Source organism: Sphingomonas sp. (genome assembly GCF_024508665.1).
Classification (GTDB): domain Bacteria; phylum Pseudomonadota; class Alphaproteobacteria; order Sphingomonadales; family Sphingomonadaceae; genus Sphingomonas.
On the sequence record NZ_JANINP010000002.1, the window covers coordinates 531872 to 552301 of the forward strand.

The window sequence follows — 20430 nt, forward strand, 5'->3', positions numbered from 1 at the left end:
TACGCCGGCTCCCTCCCTCTCCCAAGGGGAGAGGGATTAATTTCTAAACTTGTCGCGGCCTTCGCGACCATCCCCGTGCCGGCGCGCGGTGCAGCCGTGCTTCCGGGATGATGTGGCGGATCTTCCTGGCGAAGCTGCGCAGGCACACTTCGCTCGCACCGATCGGGCCCGCCGCATAGCTTTGCGAGGCCATGCCTTGCTGGACGCGCTCGATCAGCCATGTATCCTCGGCATTGACCACGCGATTGATCCGCCAATTGGCATAGCGCACCAGCTTCATCTCACGCCGGCCGTCAGGCAACGCGAACGCCATCTCGCGCAATAGGCTGGTGGTCGGCGTCAGCGGCAGCCATTGCATGAAGTCGATCTGATCGGCGTAGAGGTCGAACGCCATGTTCGGCCACAGCTTGTAATACAGCCACAACCGCTGGTTCGCTTCCGGCAGGTTATCCACGCGCGGCAGATACTTCTGATAGAAGCGCTCCCAGACGTTGTCGGACACGCGATCGACAATCTGGCCCGACATCTTGTCGACCCAGGGCTGCGCCTCGATCGCATAGCTCTTGCCGAACAGGCGGGTCAGCCCGTCATGCGCGACCGGGATGTGGAGGTTGTCCGAATAATTATCTCCGACATTCTTCCAATTGACCTGGCGCTCGCGCAACCGGACCGGGCTGATGCAGCGCATGTCCTCGAAACGATAAGGCGCGATTTCGTGGTCGTAGGGCGCCATCATCGCCGCGACTGACGGGCCGCCATCGTCCTGCAACCGCACGAAGACGAAACCACGCCAGATCTCGACATCGACCGCGGCGAGCCCGTTGTCCTCCAGCCGCAACGCGGGATAATCGCCTTTCATCGGTACGCCCGACAGTCGCCCGTCGGTTTCATAGACCCAGGCGTGATAGGGGCAGACCAGCTTCTTGGCGCACCCAGTCGGCCCTTCGACCAGCCGCATCGCGCGGTGGCGGCAGACGTTTGTGAAGGCGCGAACCTCACCGTCCTGACCGCGCATCGCGATCACGCTTTCGCCGAGATAGTCGAGCGTGTGAAAGGCGCCGGGCCGGGCGATATCGCTCTCATGACAGACGATCTGCCAGGACGGGCGCAGCACCCGCGCCATCTCGACCTCGAAATATTCGGGATCGGTATAGAGCCAGCCGGGCAGGCTCCAATCGGCGTCGGGATCATGGTCCTCGATGTCGGCGTAGCGATGCGCCATGACTAATCCCCGATTGCTTGTTGTACGATCGTATAATAAGGAACCCGCTATTGCAACTACCGTCATGCCAGGCTTGTCCCGGCATCCACTGTGCATCATGCAGCGGCGGAGAGATGGAGGAGTGGACCCGGCACAAGGCCGGGTGAGGAACGATGACCAAACCCGCTTTCTCCCGCGCCGAACCCGATGCACGACGCCAGAGCCTGATCGAGGCGACCGCGCGCGTGCTGGCGCGCGACGGTGCGACCGGGGCATCGGTGCGGCCAATCGCGGTAGAGGCGGGAGTCTCGCCCGGCCTGATCAATCACTATTTCGCCGGGATCGACGCGCTGATCGCCGCGACCTATTCCTGGGTCGGCGAGCAGGTCGGCAACGCGCTCGCCGCCGCGGTCGCCGCCGCGGGGAGCGATCCGCGCGCGCGCCTGACCGCCTATGTCACCGCGAGTTTCGCGCCTCCGATCGCCGACCGCGCGCTGCTCGCGACCTGGATCGCGTTCTGGAGTCTGACCGGCAAGCCGCAGATCGCCGAGCGCCACGATGCGATCTACGCACGCTATCGCGAGGATCTGGAGGCGTTGCTGGCCGAATGCGGGATCGCGCCCGCCGACCGCCGCCTGACCGCGATCGCGATCACCGCATTGGTCGACGGGCTATGGCTAGAACTCTGCCTGTCACCCGACAGCTTCACAGCCGACGAGGCGCGCAGCCTCGCCGAACGGCAACTGGGGTCTGCACTCAGTTGCCGTGAGGATCGTGATTGCCCGCAGGAGCCCGCCGACGAGGAGCGCAGCGCGGACGCGTAGCTGAAGCTACGCGCAAGCAAGCGACGACGCTCGGCGAACTCCTGCGGGCAACCGCGAAGCGGCGGGCCGATTTTGCCGCCCGGACGTCGTCGCGCGTCGGTCCCGATGCTACAGGCATCGCTCCCTCCTTGCTCCTCGCCGGACACCAAAATCGGCTCCGTCACGACCTCGCGGTAACTGAGTGCAGACCCTGACAAGCTATTTCGTCAGATCGGCAAACAGCGATAGATAGTAATCGATCCCCGGCGTGATGTTGCTGATCGGGGTGCGTTCGTTCAGCCCATGGCTGAAATCTTCCGATTCCTTGATGAAGGTTGGGCTGGCGCCATAGCTCGGCACATTGTGGTACCGGAACCACATGCTGTCCGACGCGCCCGACGACATGGCCGGGAAGACCGGCACACCCGGATAGACCTTGCCCATCGCGCGATTGACCGCGGCGATGAAATCGGTGCGCATCGGCGAGGCGTCGTTCGCGACCGAGCCTTCGGTCACGTCCTTGAACGCGATCGCAGGATCGCCAGCGACTTTCTGCAGCTCGGCCATGATGTCGGCGGGCTTATGGCCGGGGAAGATGCGGCAATTGATGTTGGCCGTCGCCTTTTGCGGCAGCGCGTTCAAGGCATGACCGCCATTGACCATCGTCGGCACGCAGGTCGTGCCGATCCGCCCGACCGTGCTCGGGTTGTTGCGCAGCACCGCCAGCGCTTTCTCGTCGTTGGGATTGGCGACGAACGCCTTGAGCGCGGCGCCGACCTCGGGCTCCTCATAGGGCGCCGCCTTGCTCAGCGCCTCGCGCGTCAGGTCGCTCAGCTCGGGCTTGAAATGATAGGCGCCGATCTTCTCGAGCGCGGCGGATAATTGAACGATCGCATTGACCGGGCGTGGCGCCGAGGAATGGCCGCCGGGGTTGGTCACCGTCAGCTCGAAATCGGCATAGGTCTTTTCGGCACCCTGCCAGGTCCAGTATTTGGGCTTGGCGGTCGCCTCGTCGAGAATGCCGCCGCCGCCATCGATATTGAGCACGAGATCGGCATTCTTCAGCTTGTCGGCGATGATCGCCGAGGTCTTCATCCGCGTTTCCTCGTCGCCCGAAAATTCGATGATGATCGTACGCTTGGGCTTGTAGCCTTCGCGCCGCAGTTCGTTGAGCGCGGCGATCGCCATCGTGCCGTCGAGCTTCATGTCGGTGGCGCCGCGGCCGAACAGATAGCCGTTCTCGACCACCGGGGTGAAGGGATCGCGCTGCCAGTCGGACGGCTTGGCCTCGACCACGTCCATATGGCCCGAAATGACCAGCGGCTTGAGTTTGGGGTCACTGCCCGGCCATGTCGCGATCAGATAGGCGGTGTCGTCGACCGCGGTGATCTCGACATCTTTGTCGGCGAACCCGCCGGCGACCAAAGCGGCCTTGTAGAGCGCCGCCACTTGCGGCGTCTGGTTGTTCGGACCGGCGACCGAGCGCAACGCGATGGCCTTCTTGGCGAGCTCGAGCGCTTCGCTGTCAGCCTGAGGATGCCCGGCGGTCTTTGGCGCCGCCGCGCCCGCCGTTGCCATCAACGCCGCCGCCATCGCGGCCAGTCCGAACTTGTTCATCAACGACCCCTTTGTTGTACGATTGGACTGTCGACCATCCGCCGCCGCGGAGCAAGCGTAACAATCGTGCGCGGGAAATCACCAATTCGGATGTTTTTCACCATAATCGCGGTGACTTGCGGCCCGCCGTCAGTACTTCATTAACGAACGTTCTTCAGAATGGGCTGCGGCGGATTGCGGTGAGCGGGGGTTTCCCGCGAAGGGCACCGCCAGCCGGCAGCGTACCGGGCAGGACGAAGCTGGAGCGACCGCCGAATGTGGGCGATCGCCGATACCGTGGGGATGACGCTCGAAGTGGAGGGCCGCATGTTCGAATCGCATGACGATGCGCCTCTGGCCAATGCGCGGTCGAGCACATCCGTGCCTGATGAAGAACGTCGTCATGGCACCCGCCACATCGCGGTCATGCGTGTCGCCAAACTGCATACGCGCCACGGCGAGGAACTGTGCCTCGTCCGCAACATCTCGCCCGGCGGGCTGATGGCCAATATCTGGTCGGACCTGGCGATCGCCGATCTGCTGACCGCCGAGTTCAAATCCGGGCACCGCGCCTCGGGCCATGTCGTATGGCGGCGCGAGAATCGCATCGGTGTGCAGTTCGACGAGGAAATCGACGTGACCATGGTGCTCGGCGGGGACGAAGACCCCGCGCCGGGCTTCCACGCACGCGCACCGCGCATCAACATCGCGGCGCGAGGCCGGCTGCGCTGCGGCGCGCATTATTATGCCGTCGACCTGCGCGATATCTCGCAAGGCGGCGCGCGCATCACCTCCGCCGATCCCAATGTCTGGGAAAAGATCGACGGGCCGATCGTGTTGTCGGTTACAGGCCTGCCGCCGATCGAAGGCACCGCGCGCTGGCACGATTCGAGCAATGCCGGACTCGCCTTCAACAGCCCGATCCCGCTCGACGCGATCGCCCGCTGGATCGCGGCGAACCGCGGTTGATGATCTAGGGTGCGGGATCGGGCTTGAACCCGATCTTGTCGAGCGCCGGCTGAATTTCGGGGTTGGACATGAACAACCTCCACAACAAGCCGGTCCGGTAATTCTCGATCATCGCCACGGTCTGAGCCTGATCGAGCGCCATATAGGCTTCGTCATAAAAGCCCTGGCTCTCGTTGAACGAATCCGAAAAGCCGTAGGTGCCGTAGATGCGTGACCCAAGGTCGCGATAATAATGGCGTAGCGCCTTCAGCGACTCCTCGGGCGTGTAGGGCATCGAGCCGAGCGCGGCATGGACCGTGATCGTGCCGTTATCGTCGCGCGGCTGGGCACGGCCGCCGCCGGTATTGACGCCCGCCGACTGGCCCCATGCGTCGTCGCCATAGCCGGCCCATTTACGCGGATTGTCGATCGCATAGGCGTGGCTGATCAGCGCGATATCACGGTTGTTCTTGAAATAGTTGGTATAGGCGTCGCGCTTGCCCCGCGGATCGAAGCCCAGGAACGAGAATTGGGTGAAGAACAGTTCGGCGCCGTTTCCTTCGCCGACCTCCAGCTTATAGCCGTAATAATTGTGGCCGTTGACGAAATGGTCGCCGTCAGTGGTCCGGCTCCAACCCTGGCGATACTTGAGCGCCAGTGGCGAAGTGCCGGCCCAGCCGGTGTGCCACAGGCTCGCCGGCACGGGGTGCGTCGGCGACGCGATGCCGAGCAGATAAGCGATCGCCGATTCATTCCAGCCGATCAGCGGGTGGTTGATGTGGAAGCCGTAATCGGGCGACCAGTGCCAATAGAGAAAATCGCTGTCGGGACGCTGACGGTACCAGTCCCATTCGATCCCCTTCCACAGGGTCGTGATAGTGTCGCGAATCTCACGCTCGGCGGCGGTGTTGCGGGCAAAATATTGCCGGGCGGTCAGCAGGCCCTGCATCATGAACGCGGTTTCGATCAGGTCGCCGCCATCGTCATATTTGCCGAAGGCGGGCATCACCTTGCCGGTATTGCCGTTGAGGAAGTGCGGCCACACGCCGTGGAAGCGGTCGGCGCCCTTCAGGAAGCGAACGATCTTGAGCATCCGCTCGGTGCCCTGATCGCGTGTGACGAAGCCGCGATCGATGCCGACGATCAACGCCATCACGCCAAAGCCCGACCCACCCATCGCGACCTGGTCGGGATTGCCTGGGGTGATCTCCAGCCCCAATCCCGCCTTGGGATGCGCGCCATCCCAATAATAGCGAAATTGCGCCTGCTGGATCATCGACATCAATTGATCGTCGGTCATCGCATGCGTCTGCGCCGCGGCGGTCGGCGTGGCCGGGCTCTCGTTGCCGGCAGCGTCGACCGCGGTGATGCGGTAGATTGCCTTGACCCCCACCGGACCGACGAAGTCCTGATAGCGGTTCCAGCCGACCCGCTGGCTCGCCACCCATTCGAACGGCTTGCCGCCGACCGACCGGTAGATGCGATAGCTTTCGGTGTCGGGCGACGGGCTGGGCATCCACGCCAGTTCGACATGGCGTTCGAATCCGCGCGCGGTGAGCGCGGCCGGAGCGGTCGGCGGGCTGCTATCGCCGCTTACAGCATTCTCGATCCGGATATCGTCGATCACCATCGAATGCGGGCGACCGTCGTCCAGCCCCTGGACGATGGTCAGCCGTGCGAACTGACGCGGATCGAACGTCTCGTCGCTGGTACCCCGCGTCGTACCTTTGAAATCGGCGAAGGGCAGGACGAGTTTGGTCCAGGTCTTCGCCGCGATCTTGGGCAGTGAGCCGATCAGGTCGATCGCCGGGTTGCCCGCGCCCTGCAGATCGCCGAGCATGATGCGCGGACTCGATCCCGCGTCGATCTCGCTGTCCGAATATACCCAGAAGGTCAGCGCATTGCCGCTGAAATCGGTCTGTGTTCCCCAGATTCGCGCGGTCTCGATTGACGCCCACCAATTGCCGCCCTGCTTCGACGTCCAACTCAGCCGGATCGCATTGGGCGGAGAATGCGTCAGCTTGGTCTCGAGCGGCAGCTTGCCGTTGACCAGATCGATCCGACTCGGCGCCACCGCCTCCCCAGCCGAGTAGAGGTACCATCCGGTCCCGCGCGTATTGTCGAACACGACGTGGCGCTCGTAAACCGAGTTGGCGAGTGCGGCACCCCCGAGCGACAAGGCGGCGGCGCCGGCGACCAGGCGGGCAAGTCTCATATTATCCTCTGCGACCCTTGATGAAGATGTTGGCGGTCAGTCTGCCCAGCCGCGGATCGGCGCTGAACGCCATGTCCGGCGGGATGATTCCCGAATGGAGCATCGACCCGCGATAGATGGCGAGGCGATCGCGCACGCCCTCGACCTGGCCGATCTGCTCGTAATGCTGGTTGGATCCGGCCGTATAGCCGGACAGGTCGGCATTCACCCGGCGTGCGGTGGCCACGAAGCGGTCGACATTGCGGTCGTCGACCAATTCGATGCCGGTCGCGCGCTGGCGGAAGAACGCCGTGCCGGGCGTGTCGCTGAGATAATGGAGCACCGCGAGATAATCGGGATCGGTCGAATCGAAATGCGGCGCGCGCTGCGCTGGATCGAGCGTGTTCGGTGCGGTCGTCACCATCGAAAAGCTCGCCCCGAGCAATTCGAACGTATCGACGTCGAAGCCTCCGCCGATGAACGGCCCTGCTGCCTCAAGCAACCGCTCGACATAGCCATAGGCCTTGTCCCCGACCGCGATCGGCTGTCGTAGTCCGGGATAATAGGTCCCGACACTTGACGGGAACGGCGCCATAGCCGCAGCCAACTCGACCACCTCGTCCACCGCGCCGGTGAAGTCGTCCACCACGACCACCGGGCTCCGGGCCTCGCCCAAGCGGCGCAGCTGGGGGTTCACGGTTGGATCGCGATCCGCGCTCCCCTGGGAAGGTCGGGAAGCGAGAAGCGCAGCGTGCCGTCGGCAACCCGCGCGGCGATCTTCTTCGACCCCATCCTGACCGTCGGTACGCCGCCCTTCCAGCCGTGGATCACCACGTCGAACCCGATCCACCAGGGTTTGTAGCTGCCGATCCGCGGATCGAAACTAAGCGCGCCCGCATCGCAGCGGATCGCCTGGCGCAGGAAGCCGCCACGCTGATAGGCGAAGCTGACCCCGTCATCGAGATAGAGCGATCCGGCGCAATCGCTGCCCGGATAGACGTTGATCTCCATCGCGCCCTTTGGCGTCTCGGCGGTCGACTGGACCAGCGGCTGTTTCGGGATGATCGCGCCCGGGCGGACGAACACCGGCAGCCGATCGAGCCGCGGTGTTTCCTTGACCGAGGCGCCCTGGACCTGCTCGCCGGTCCAGTAATCGTACCAACCGACACCGGGAAGGCCGATATCGTAGGGTGCGGCCGATTCCCAGGTCGGCGGCTGCGCGATCAGCAGGTCGCGGCCGAGCATGAACTGGTCCTCGGTGCCGCCGACGCGGTCGCCGCCCTTCACCACCGCCGGGTATTCGAGCACGACCGGGCGCATCAGCGGCAGCCCGGTGCGGCTATTCTCCTCGGCCAAGCCGTAGAGATAGGGCATCAACCGATAGCGTTCCTCGATATAGCGCCGACGGATATTCTCCTGCTGCGCGCCGTGCACCCACACTTCCTGCTCGGGTTTCCCCTTCTGGTAATGGTCGCGCATGATCGGGTTGAACGCACCGACCTCGATCCAGCGGGTGAGCAATTCAGGGGACGGCGCGTTGCCGGCGAAGCCACCGATATCCGCGCCCGAATAAGCAAAGCCCGATAGGCCGAGGCTGACCAATTGCGTGGTCGACAACGAGAGATGCGCCCAGCTCGACGTGTTGTCGCCGGTCCAGGTCGCCGAGCAGCGCTGGCCGCCGGCGTACGAGGCGCGCGTCATCACGAACGGCCGGCGGTCGGGCGCAAGCTTCTTCACCCCTTCATAGGTGGCGCACGAATTGAGCATGCCGGTAATGTTGTGCGTCTCCGCCTGGGTCGCCTTGCGCGTCCTGAAGCCCGGCGAGTCGATCGTGTTGACCACGTCGATCGGCATCGTCTTGGTCGGCGAGTTGAACACCGCCGGCTCGTTCATGTCGTTCCAGAAGCCGGCGACACCCATGCCGACGAACTCGGCGTAATTGCGGCCCCACCAATCACGTGCCTTGGCCTGGGTGAAGTCGGGGAACACCGCCGGGCCCGGCCAGACCGGGCCGACGAACGGCGTGCCGTCGGGGCTCTTCATGAACACGTCCGCCGCCATCCCGCTGTCATAGGGCGCATAGCCCTGGTTCGGCGCATTCGCGATGTGGAGATCGGTGATCACCACCAATTTCATCTTCATCGCGTCGAGCTTCGAGACCAGCCCGGGCAAATCAGGATAGGCCTTCTTGTCGACCGTGAACGGGCGGTTGCGGTCCTGATAATCGATGTCCAGCCACAGCACGTCGGCCGGAATCTTGTCGTTGCGCAATCGGTCCGCGATCCCCTGCGCCTGGACCTGGGTCATGTAGCTCCAGCGCGATTGCTGGAAGCCCAGCGCCCATTTCGGCGTAAGCGGCGCCGGGCCGGTCAGATAGGCATAATCCTGGACGACGTCCTTGGGCGTGGCCCCGGTCATCACATAATAATCGACCCCGCCGCCCTCCGCGCCGAACGAAAAGGCCGCGCGCTCGGACTTGCCGAGGTCGATGAAGCCGCGCCAGGTGTTGTCCATGAACAGGCCGTAGGTGCCGCCCGCCTCGTTCAAGCCGATGACGAACGGGATCGACTTGTAGATCGGGTCGGTCGCCGGCGTGTAACCGAACTGATCGGTGTTCCAGAAGGTATAGGCGCCGCCGCGCCGGTCAAGCGGCCCGGTCTTGTCGCCCAGGCCGAAGAAATGTTCGTCATTGGGCATCGCCTTGCGGATGCGGAAACCGCCATTGTCGAAGCGGATCGGGGTGCCGGGCGCATCGGCCAGGATCGTCTTGCCGGCGAGGTCGGTGATGGTGATGGCCAGCGTCTTGTCATCGACGCGGACGATCAGTTGCGACGTCCGGATCTCGGTTGTGTCGCCCTTGTCGCTGATCTGCAGCGGCACGCGCGTTTCGCGCGATTGCGGCAGGACCGCCCAGGACGCGTCCTCCGGCAGGCTCCCCTCGCCCGCACGGACACGGATGATGTCGGCGCGCGGCGCGCTGATTTCGATTTTGATGCCGTTGGCCGAGGCGGTGTAATGGTCGACGGACTTCGCCGCCGCCATGCCCGGCAGGGCCAGTGCGGCGGTGGCGAGGATCAGGTGCCTTAGACGCAATTTATGCTCCAGCCTTGAGGACGAAGGTGGCGGGGGTGCCCGCCGTCGCATTGGGCGCGATCCATACATCGAACGCGCCGGGCTCGGCATAGCTCTTCTTGTCGGGATGGACGAAGCCAAGATCGGCGCGGCTGAGCGTGAAGCTCACGGTCGCGCTTTGCCCGGGCGCGAGATCGAGATGCTTGATGCCCTTGAGCGAGCGCACCGGCTGGGTCAGGCTCGCAACCTTGTCGTTGATATAGAGCTGCGCGACCTCGTGCATCGGCCGCGTGCCGGTGTTGGTCACAGTCGCTGTGACGGTGACGGAACCGGCCCAGGGGATGCCCGCCGCGCTGACACTCGTCGCCGAATAGCTCGCCGCCGAATAGGTCAGGCCGTAACCGAACGGATAGAGCGGCTCGTCGGTCACTTCGCGGTAGCGCGCCTTGTAGGCCTTGTCGTCGGTCAGCTGCGGACGCCCGGTGCGGCGGTGGTTATAGTAGAAGGGCTCCTGTCCCGAGGCTTGCGGGAAGCTCACCGGCAGGCGCCCCTGGGGCGCATAATCGCCGAACACGACATCGGCGATCGCATTGCCGGTTTCCGACCCCAGGAACCAGGTCGCCATGATCGCCGGCGCGTTCTTCACCGCGCCGGTCAGCGCCAGCGCGCGGCCGTGGCGGAGCAGCACGACGATCGGCTTGCCGGTCGCGGCGACCGCCTCGGCCAGCGCCAGTTGCGGCGCGGGAATGCCGATATCGACACGCGCCTGCGCCTCGCCCGACATACTGGCGCTCTCGCCGAGCAAAAGCACGACGACATCGGCGTCCTTCGCCAGCCGTACCGCTTTGTCGATCTCGCCATCGATCGGCGCCTCATAGTCCGAGCCGCGCGTCACGCTGAGCTTCGCCTTGCCATCCAGCGCGGCGCGGAACCCTTCCTCGACCGTCACGCAGCTCTCGTAATCGGGGAAATTGGCCCAGGGGCCGGGATAATCGCCTTTCTGGCTCACCGCCGGGCCGATCAGCGCAATCTTGCCCTGCTTCTTGAGCGGCAGCAGATTGCCCTCGTTCTTGAGCAGCACCATCGATTTGCGTCCCGCCTCGCGTGCCAGCGCGATCGCGTCGGGGCGGCGGACGTCGCGCGCCTCGCGCACCAGGTCGAGCGAACGATAGGGGTTGGCGAACAGCCCCATCGCCTTCTTGACGTAGAGCACGCGGCGAACCGCTGTATCGACCACCGACATCGGGATGCGGCCGGTCTTCACCAGATCGGGCAAGTGCTTCCAATAGAGGCCCGATTGCATCGAGATGTCGCATCCCGCGGTCAGCGCCTTGACCACCGCGTCGGGGCCATCGGCGGCATAACCGTGCAGGATCAGCTCCTCTTCCGATGTGTAGTCGCTGACCACCAGCCCCTTGAAACCCCATTCGCCGCGCAAAATGTCGGTCAGCAGGTAATGGTTAGCGGTCGACGGCACCCCGGCAATGTCGTTGAAACTCGACATGGTGGTGATCGCGCCGGCATCGAACGCCGCCTTGAAGCCCGGCAAATGGATTTCGCGCAGCGTCGTCTCGGGGATGTCGGCGGTGTTATACTCCATCCCGCCCTGCACTGCGCCATAGGCGGCGAAATGCTTGGGACAGGCGAGCATCGAATCGTCGCCGCGAATGTCCGGACCCTGGAAGCCGCGGACGCGCGCGCGGGCGAATTGGACACCGAGCCAGGTATCCTCGCCCGAGCCTTCGACCACGCGCCCCCAACGCTGGTCGCGTGCGACGTCGACCATCGGCGCAAAGGTCCATTGGATGCCCTTGGCCGACGCCTCGACCGCCGCCGCACGCGCGGTGCGCTCCGCCAGGCCGGGGTCGAAGCTCGCCGCTTCCCCCAGCGGCACCGGGAAGGTGGTCTTCATCCCATGGATGACGTCGCCGGCGAAGATGAGCGGGATCTTGCTCGGGCTTTCCTCGATCGCGACCTTCTGCAACTCGCGGCCGATCCTCGTGCCGATGCCGTTGAACAGCCCGACGATCTCGCCGCGGCGGATACGGGCCTTGAGTTCCTCCAGGCCCTGCTGGGCGATGCCGGGATTGAGCACCGGTCCCTCGGTCCGCGCCGCCAGCGGGTCGGAATAGATCGACAGCTGCCCCGCCTTGTCCTGAATGCTCATTCTGGCGATCAGCCGCTCGATGAACGGATCGGTCGCCGGGACCGACTTGGCGAGCGCGGGGACCGCCGCCGACACCATGGCGACCGCTGACGCGCCCTTCAGGAGATCGCGGCGGGAAGGGTGAACGTTCACATCTTGCTCCTGTGTCGCGCCCGGCTTCGGGCAAAAAAGGGGGAGGCAGCCCGGCCGGACTCCCTCCCCTCATTGTAACCGCAAGGTCCCCCGACCTCGCGAAATCAGAACTTGTACTTGATGCCGGCCTGGAACTGTCGTCCATCGTTGCCGACCTGACCGTTCTCGATCAGCGGCGCCGGGTTGCCGCTACCGGCGCCCCAGGTCGAATAGGTGCGGTTGAGCCAGTTGAAGGCGTTGAACACCTCGAAATCGACGGTCACTTCCTGGCCGCTGCCCGGCGGCAGTTCGAACTTCTTGGCAATGCGCAGGTCGAGCCGTTTGTAGCCGATAAACGGCTTCGGATAGTAGACGCCGCCGAAATTGCCCTGGCAGCACGCCCCGTCAGGTGGATTGTCGAATGTGATGTGACCGAAGGACGGTCCCGACTCGAGGTCCAAAGTGCCCGACAGAATGAACCCGAACGGCGCGCGATACGAACCCGTCGTGATGAACTTCCACTTCGGCACGCCATTGACGTAGTTCCAGCCGAACGCATTCTGCGACGTCGCGTTGAACACCTCGTCGCCGTTCAATTCCATCGCATCATTGCTGCGCGCCGATTGCACGGTCAGCGAGGTCTGGAAACCCCACACGCTCTTGTCGGTAAACGGTTTTTCGAGCGTCAGGTAGATCGCGTTGTAATCGGCAGAGCCGTTCGACTGGCCGATGTCCAGCTTGCCGTTAAACCCGGGAAGCTGGGCGTTCTGCGCGGCGCAAATGCCGGTAGGTACCGCCGACCCGTCCGCGTTTTTAAGCGAGCCCGGGCTATTATCCTGAATCCAGGCGTTGCCGCCGTTGGTGCACCCAGTGACAAAGCCGTTCGCGTCGCGGGTCACGTAACGCGAATACCAGCCATTTTCGAAGTAATTGGCGCGCACGAACTGGAAGATGTTGTGCGAGCGAATGTGCGAGAAGGTCAGCGAGGCCTGGATTGCGCCGAACCGCTTGCGGACGCCGAAATCGATCTGGTCCGAGAACGGCATCGGCGTCTTGTTGTTGAGCAGGAAGACGCTGCCGCCGGTCGCGCCCGAATTGAGGTTCGTTGCAAGCGCGCGGAGAGCGCTCGGGTCGCGATAGCTGTTATTCCACGCGACGCAGCCGCCTGGCGGAGTCGGACCGGTGCAGAATGGCACCGTGGCAATGAAGTTCGAATTGGTCAGCGACTCAATCACCCCTTCGATGAACAGGCTGCGATCGAAATACCGGCCAACGCCGCCGAAGATGACGAGGTCACGGTCGCCCTTGACGTCGTAGGAGAAGCCGAGGCGCGGCTGGATCATGCCCCATTCGGTCTTCCGGTTGTGGCCATTCGAAATATAGTCCTCGGGGTTGATCCCGGCCGCTTTCCAGCCCTGATAGCTACGTAGCGCGTTCGCGATCTTGTCCGGCGTGACGTAATCGTTGTTGAGCGGGTTGGTCTCGTAATCCCAGCGCACGCCGGCATTGAAGGTCCAGTGCGCGTCAGGCCGCCACTCGTCCTGTACGTACACGCCGAATTGCGAATCCTTACCTTTCAGTGTCGGAGTCGGCGCGATGTTAATGCGCGCGCCATACGGCACAGCGGTCGCAGGGTCGAAATTCCCGCCCGGACCCGGGTTATAAAAGAAATACGTGCCGTTGAAATGGTCATTGACCGTACGCGCCATGTCGTAGCTGACGAACTGTCCCCCGGCTCGGATCGTATGCTGACCGGCGCGATAAGTCAGATCGTCCTTGACCGTCCAAGATTTGGTGCTGTCCCCTTGGACGAACGAATTGGTGCCGAGTTGCGCGTATGTCGAGAAGTCAGGATTGGTGGCGAAGTTGGAGACGATGAACTCAGGCCCGGTGCCGACCGACGGGGTCGACTGGGTCGATTTGTCGTAAGCGACATTGAACTGATTAAGCAGATTGTCGCCTGAGTATTTCCAGTTGAACTGATAGCGGTCCTGATGCGTCAGGATCGTGCGACCGTGGCTCGACGTGGCGTTGGCGTCGATGTCGCTCAGATTGTTCTCGCGGCGAATGAACGCTTCGATGTTGAACGTGTTGCGATCGTCGGCGAGCAGGGTGAGCTTTCCGAAATAAAGCCCCTGCTTGAAATCCTTGTTGTGCGAGATGTTGATCTGCGATCCGAGGTTCGCCGGCGGGTTGATAAGGGTGCCTGTCGCGGCCGGGAGGTTCTCGATCGTTCCTTCGCCGGCGAGGTAGAAAAACAGTTTGTCCTTGATGATCGGACCGCTGAACTCGCCACCGAACTGCTTGCGATTATATTCGGGCTTCGGAACCTTGTTCTTCTTGTCGAAATAGGGCTGCGTAATGAACGAGTTCGGCTGGACCTCTAGGAAGAACGAGCCATGGAACTCATTGCCACCCGTCTTGGTAATCGCAGTGACCAGCGCCGATCCGACCTGGCCGTTCGACGCATCGAAATTCTGCGTCTCGATCTTGTATTCCTGGATCGCCGACTGCGGGAACGGGTTACCGATGCCGAAATTCTGACCGAAAATGCCACCGTGATTGATCGGGTTTTTAAGGCTCATCCCGTCGATCAGCACGTTGGTATTCGACGCGCTGGTCGCGCCGGCCTGGATCTGTGCAGTGCCGCCCGGCGCGACGTTGATGCCTGGCGCGAGCGCAGCGAAGCTCAGGAAGTTGCGCTGGTTCTGCGGAATATTCTCGATCTGGGCGGGCGTGATGTTGGTCGAGACGGTAGGGGTGCGCACCTCGCGGCGGGTGATGCCGGTGACGATGATGTCTTTCCCAGCGCTTTCGCTTGCCGGCGGGGCGAAATCGGCGACGGCAGTCTGCCCGATCAATACCTGCACCTGTTGCGGCTCGCGGCCATCGACCGAAACGGTCCAGGTCGACGGCCGAATGCCGATGATCTGGTAATTGCCACCCGCATCGGTTTTGCCGCTCAGTTTCTGCCCGGTATTGGCGTCGGTCGCGGTGACCACCGTACCCGCAGCAACACCCTCGACATGACCTTCGATCGTGCCGATGTCCGACTGCGCTTGGGCAGGACAGGCCAATACGACCGCGACGGCCAGCGCCGACACCGACATGGCGCCGCGACCGAACAGAACAGAATTACGGAACATGCCCTTCTCCCTCCCAATATGCCGGCTCTTACGGCCGGATCACGCTTAGCGTTCGCGCCGAGCGGCACGAATCGATGACCATCCTGGCTCTACGTCGAACTGTAACCGGTTACAACATCCAATGTAACTGGTTACATCCCGGCAACGACATCAATTCACGCCTGTGGCAAAAAAGCCCCAGTCAGCTGAAGCGCACGCCGACCTTGACGGCGGGGGATGCCCCGCGCAGCCGGGCGATGAACTCGGCATGTGGCAGCAGGCGCTGCGCGGTGTCAGCGATCACTTCCTCGATATCACGCAGGTGCGCGAGCGCCTGGTCGTCGGGGATCAGGTCGACCATCGGATCGGGGCGCGCGGCAATCCCTTGACCGATCAGCACCTGAACCCAGCTTTCCTCGCGAAACAGTTCCGCCTTGCCGTGGGTGAAGAACCGTCCCGACGAGGCGAACAAGTCGAGCCGTGCCGCCAGGCTGTCCGGTATGTCCATCGTCCGCAGATAATCCCAATAGGGTGAATCCGACCGCTGCGTGACCTTGTAGTGCGCGATGATGAAGTCGCGGATATCGGCATATTCGAGATCGGTCTGAAGATTGTATTCGGCGATGTCGGCGGCGTCGAACTTGGTGCCGGGAAACAGAGCGATCAGACGATAAATCGCGGTCTGGATCATGTGGATGCTGGTCGATTCGAGCGGCTCGAGGAATCCGCTCGACAAACCGATCGCGACGACATTCTTTTCCCAGGCGCGGATCCGCTTCCCCGGTCTGAAACGAATCTGCATCGGGTCGCGCTGGGGCGCGCCGTCGAGATTGGCGAGCAGGATCGACGCAGCCTCATCGTCGGAGATGTGGTTGCTCGAATAGACGTGGCCGTTGCCGATCCGATGCTGGAGCGGAATACGCCATTGCCAGCCGCTTTGGCGCGCAGTGACACGCGTATACGGCGTCATCGGCGACACGCTTTCGCACGGTACCGCCAGCGCGCGGTCGTTGAGCAGCCACTGGTTCCAGTCCTCATACCCGATGCCGAGTGCCTGGCCGATCAGCAGGCCGCGCATCCCCGAGCAATCGACGTACAGGTCGCCATCCACCTCGCGGCCATCCTCCAGCCGGACATGGGTGACGAATCCAGTTTCGGGATGAAGCGAGACGTCGACGATGCGCCCCTCTATCCGCTCGACGCCGTCCTTTTCTGCGCGCTTGCGCAGATAGGCCGCGAACAGCGAGGCGTCAAAATGATAGGCGTAATCGATGTCCGCGAGCGGCGAGTTGGGGTTGCTCGTATCCGGCTGGGCGAAACGGTTGAGATAGGCCGCGACGGTGTTGATGGCGTAATGGTCGAGCGACTTCACTCCAGGGCGCCCCGCCATCTTGAGCCAGAATTGATGCGTGTGCAGCCACAGCAGGTCGGAACCGATCGCGCCGAAGCCGTGGAAGTAGCGGTCGTTACCGTTCTTCCAGTTGACGAAGTCGATGCCGAGCTTGAACGCCGCCTGGGTCTCGCGGATCATCTCCGCCTCGTCGATGCCGGCAAGCTGGATATAGGTACGCAGCGCCGGGATCGTCGCCTCGCCGACCCCGATCGTGCCGATCTGCTCGGATTCGATCAGCCGGATCCTGTAGCCAGTGAATAGTCGCCCCAATAACGCGGCGGTCATCCACCCGGCGGTGCCGCCGCCGACGATGGTGATGGTCTTGAGCGGCGCATTGGGCGCGGTCATGCGGGTGATCCTCCGGGCGGCGCTCGGTAACGGCACCTTGCTGCCTGTATTAGCCCAGTCATCCTGCCCCGGTAAACGGTTACATCAGCGGCCGGCCTGCGCCCTAGCCTTCGCTGCGCATCGAATAGCGCAACTGGTCGAGGAGCGGCTTGATCAGGAACGACAGGATCGACCGGTTGCCGGTCTCGACGAACGTTTCTGCCGGCATCCCCGCCTTGAGCGCGATCTGCGGCGCCCGGGCCAGCGCGTCGGCGTCGAGCCGCACCTTGATCCGGTAATAGCTCTGTCCGCTGCGCTGGTCGGCGGTCAGATCGGGAGAGACGAAGATCAGCTTGCCGGGGATGTCGGGCGTGGTCTGGCGGTTGAAGCCCGAGAAAGTGACGCGCGCCGCCTGGCCGACGCGGACCTGGTCGACATCCTGCGGGCGGATCCGCGCCTCGACGATCATGGCGTCACGGTCGGGCACGATCTGGAGCAAAGGCTGGGTGGCGGGCACCGCGCTGCCGATCGTGGTAAAAGCGATCTTGTCGACCACGCCCGATTGCGGCGCGCGGATCTCGCTGCGGTCGCGCGTGTCGCTCGTGGTGGCGACGCGCACCTGCTGGTCGTTGAGCTGACCGACCACCTCGGCAAGCTGGGTGCCCGCGTCGCTGCGGATCTGCTTGTCGACGTTGAGAATCTGTTCGTTCGCCTCGGAGATATGCGCGCGCGCCTCGGCGATGTTCGATTCGAGCGCGGCCTTGCTGCCCTTCATCTGGACCGCGGTGCGTTCCATCTCGTTGAGGCGATTGATCGTCACCAGCTGGCGGTCGTGGAGCTTGCGCAGCCCCGCCAGTTCGGGCTCGATCAGCGTCATCTGGCTTTCGATCGCCGCGATCTGCGCCTGATAGCTGGCGATCTGTTCGTCATATTGGCGCACGCGCTGGTTGAGCAAAGCGATCGAACCGTCGCGCTCGCGCCGGCGCAAGGCGAACAATTGCCGCTCGCGCCCCATCGCTTCCCTGGCGCGCGCGTCGGCCTTGGTGGTGAGGTCGGGCGGGAACTGGATCGAAGAGGCGCCGTCGCGCTCCGCTTCCAGCCGCGCGCGCCGCGCCAGCAATTGCTCGAGACCCAGCGCCGCGGACTCGGCACCGACGGACGACACGCCTTGGTCGAGCCGCATCAGCAGCTGCCCTTTGACGACGTGATCGCCGTCGCGGACCATCAATGCCTTGAGGATGCCGCCGGTCGGATGGATCAGCGTCTTCACGTTCGATTCGACCGCGACCTCGCCCGAGCCGACCACCGCGCCGCCGACCTGGAGGATCGCCGACAGACCGAAGAAGCCGAGCAGCAGGGCGGCGATCAGGATATAGGCCCGCCGTGTGCGGAGACGCAGCCGCTCGGCACCCGGATCGGGCTCGGCATCGGGCCAGAACGCGTGGAGCGGAACCTGCGCAGTCATTGTCCCGCCTTCTTGCTGACGACCAATCCGCCGGGTCCCTTGCCGCCATTCCCACCGCGCGCGACCGGATCGGACCGTGGCGTCTGCTGTGGCGGCGGCGCGAGCTTGGCCAGCACCTCGTCGCGCGGCCCGAACGCCTGCGCGGTGCCGCCACGCATCACAAGCAACAGGTCGACCACGCTCAATATCTCGCGGCGATGGGCGACCAGCAGGACGATGCCGCCGCGCGCCTTCACGCCCGCGACCGCACGCGCCAGCGCGACCTCGCCATCGGGATCGAGGTTCGAATTGGGTTCGTCGAGCACGACCAGGAACGGATCGCGATAAAGCGCCCTGGCGAGCGCGATACGCTGGCGCTGGCCGGCCGACAATTGCAGGCCGTCCTCGCCGACCTGAAGGTCGTATCCGCCCGACAATTGCACGATCATCTCGTGCACGCCTGCTGCCTTGGCCGCCGCGATCACCACGTCGGACGGCGCCCCGACCTCGAACCGGGCGATATTCTCGGCGATCGTTCCGGCGAACAGTTCGACCGATTGCGGAACATAGCCGATCGAGCGACCCAGGGTCTCGCTATCCCATTGCTGGATCGCCGCCGAGTCGAGCCGGACCGAACCCTTGGCCGCTTTCCACACGCCGAGCACGCCGCGCACCAGCGACGACTTGCCAGACGCGCTGGGGCCAATGATCCCGACGACTTGTCCGGCCTGCGCCTGGAAACTGACTCCGGCAACATTGGTGACCTGACTGCCCGGCGGCGTCAGCGAGAGATTCTCGACGGTCAGCGACTTGGCCGGCGGCGGCAATTCGGTGCGCTCGCCGACCGGCGGCGGGACTTGCCCGAACAAGGTGTCGAGCCGCGCCCAGGCCTGGCGCGCGCCGACGAAATGCTTCCAATTGGCGATCGCCGCATCGACCGGCGCCAGCGCGCGGCCCGACAGGATCGAGCTGGCGAAGATGATCCCCGCGGTCGCCTTGCCGTCGATCACCAGCATCGCTCCGACCGTCAGCACGACCGACTGCAGCACCATCCGTGCCACCTTGCTGATCCCCGACAAAGTCGCGGTGGCGTCGGTCAGCGTCGCCTGCTGGTCGAGATAGTCGTGATGGATCCGCCGCCATTGCAGCATCAGCCGGTCGCGCATGCCGAGCGCGGTGATGATCTCGGCATGGCGCCACTGGCGATCGGCGAGCAGGCGCCGCTTCGCCGCCGCGCGCGCCACCGCCGCGACATGACGGCCGCTGACACGCTCGGCCACCAGGGTCAGCGCGGCCAGGCCCAGCATGCCGACCAGGGTCACCACGCCGAGCCAGTAATGCACCGCGGTCAGGATGATCAGGAACAGCAGGATCCAGGGCAGGTCGATCAGCGCCGGCGGCCCCGCGCTGGCGATGAACGCGCGCAATTGATCAAGGTCACGCACCGGGCTGACCTGTTCCTTGGCCTCGGGCCGTTCGAGCGCGATCCGCGCCTCGATCGCCTGGACTCGTCCCGACAGCGAGCGGTCGAGCGATGCGGCAACGTCGGCCAGCATCTTAGACCGCATCACGTCGAACACGCCGTAAAAGGCATAAGCGATTAGGATCATCGCGAAGACGCTGAACAGGGTCGGCAGGCTCTGCGCCGGCAACACGCGGTCATAGACCAGCATCAGGTATAGCGAGCCGGTAATCGTCAGCAGGTTGATGAACGCGCTGAGCGCGACGATCGCACCGAACCCACCGCGCAGCTTCGCCAGCGCGGCGCGGATTTCTGATTCCTTACTGCCCCCCGGCCGCAACATCGCACGCTTTCTACAGATCGGCCACGTCAATAGACGTAGAGCTGAACGAATCCAATGGGATCGTTACGCTGCCAGAGTCGGAGGAGACGATTCCACCTCACGCGATTGCGCCGCGGCAATGCCGCGCGTGGCGATGGAGTCGGTCGCGCCAACATCATCGCCGTGACGCGCCTTATCGCTCACCCGTGGAGCATCGAGACCGCGGCGCCGCCGCCATGCCATGTGGCATCGGTGCCGAGGTCGG

General features: G+C 64.0%; 13 protein-coding genes. 2 read left to right on the plus strand and 11 right to left on the minus strand.

The genetic code is table 11. From position 1 onward, the window contains the following. Nucleotides 1–43: 43 nt before the first annotated feature. Complete coding sequence (locus Q0L25_RS05205) at nt 44–1222, minus strand: aromatic ring-hydroxylating dioxygenase subunit alpha (protein WP_296612170.1); 1179 nt, start codon at nt 1220–1222, stop codon at nt 44–46. 152 nt (nt 1223–1374) lie between these two features. On the opposite strand from Q0L25_RS05205, the gene betI reads away from it, so the two are divergent. Next, nucleotides 1375–2025 (plus strand): transcriptional regulator BetI, encoded by a 651-nt coding sequence (gene betI / locus Q0L25_RS05210; protein ID WP_296612171.1) that lies wholly within the window; start codon nt 1375–1377, stop codon nt 2023–2025. Between the two features lie 198 nt (nt 2026–2223). Here the strand turns inward: betI and Q0L25_RS05215 are convergent, their stop codons facing one another. After that, a complete protein-coding gene (locus Q0L25_RS05215; RefSeq protein ID WP_296612173.1) occupies nt 2224–3621 on the minus strand; it encodes a M20/M25/M40 family metallo-hydrolase in 1398 nt (465 codons plus the stop codon). 255 nt (nt 3622–3876) lie between these two features. Here Q0L25_RS05215 and Q0L25_RS05220 point away from each other — a divergent pair, with 255 nt between their 5' ends. Further along, the gene (locus Q0L25_RS05220; protein ID WP_296612174.1) at nt 3877–4569 is read left to right on the plus strand and encodes a PilZ domain-containing protein; all 693 of its coding nucleotides are present in this window, start codon (nt 3877–3879) and stop codon (nt 4567–4569) included. Between the two features lie 4 nt (nt 4570–4573). Here Q0L25_RS05220 and Q0L25_RS05225 read toward each other — a convergent pair whose 3' ends face one another. The 9 genes from Q0L25_RS05225 to Q0L25_RS05265 all read right to left on the minus strand — a co-directional run. Then, entirely contained in the window at nt 4574–6763 is a 2190-nt protein-coding gene (locus tag Q0L25_RS05225) for a glucoamylase family protein (RefSeq protein WP_296612176.1), read from the minus strand. 1 nt (nt 6764) lies between these two features. Next, a complete protein-coding gene (locus tag Q0L25_RS05230) occupies nt 6765–7439 on the minus strand; it encodes a DUF6445 family protein (protein ID WP_296612177.1) in 675 nt (224 codons plus the stop codon). Continuing rightward, nucleotides 7436–9835, minus strand: a complete 2400-nt coding sequence (locus Q0L25_RS05235; protein WP_296612179.1) for a glycoside hydrolase family 31 protein — start codon at nt 9833–9835, stop codon at nt 7436–7438. Before Q0L25_RS05235 ends, Q0L25_RS05230 begins: the two co-directional genes overlap by 4 nt. A 1-nt stretch (nt 9836) precedes the next feature. Continuing rightward, a complete protein-coding gene (locus Q0L25_RS05240; RefSeq protein ID WP_367184080.1) occupies nt 9837–12113 on the minus strand; it encodes a glycoside hydrolase family 3 N-terminal domain-containing protein in 2277 nt (758 codons plus the stop codon). 104 nt (nt 12114–12217) lie between these two features. Beyond that, nucleotides 12218–15238, minus strand: coding sequence for a TonB-dependent receptor (locus Q0L25_RS05245; protein WP_296612180.1), 3021 nt, complete (start codon nt 15236–15238; stop codon nt 12218–12220). A gap of 181 nt (nt 15239–15419) precedes the next feature. Beyond that, a complete protein-coding gene (locus tag Q0L25_RS05250) occupies nt 15420–16958 on the minus strand; it encodes a tryptophan halogenase family protein (RefSeq protein WP_296612183.1) in 1539 nt (512 codons plus the stop codon). A 103-nt stretch (nt 16959–17061) separates the two neighbouring features. Further along, nucleotides 17062–18402 (minus strand): HlyD family type I secretion periplasmic adaptor subunit, encoded by a 1341-nt coding sequence (locus Q0L25_RS05255; protein WP_296612185.1) that lies wholly within the window; start codon nt 18400–18402, stop codon nt 17062–17064. Further along, a complete protein-coding gene (locus Q0L25_RS05260; protein WP_296612203.1) occupies nt 18399–20186 on the minus strand; it encodes a type I secretion system permease/ATPase in 1788 nt (595 codons plus the stop codon). Before Q0L25_RS05260 ends, Q0L25_RS05255 begins: the two co-directional genes overlap by 4 nt. 63 nt (nt 20187–20249) lie before the next feature. Beyond that, nucleotides 20250–20430, minus strand: a 181-nt coding sequence (locus Q0L25_RS05265) for a hypothetical protein (protein WP_296612206.1), incomplete at its 5' end; no start/stop codon positions are given.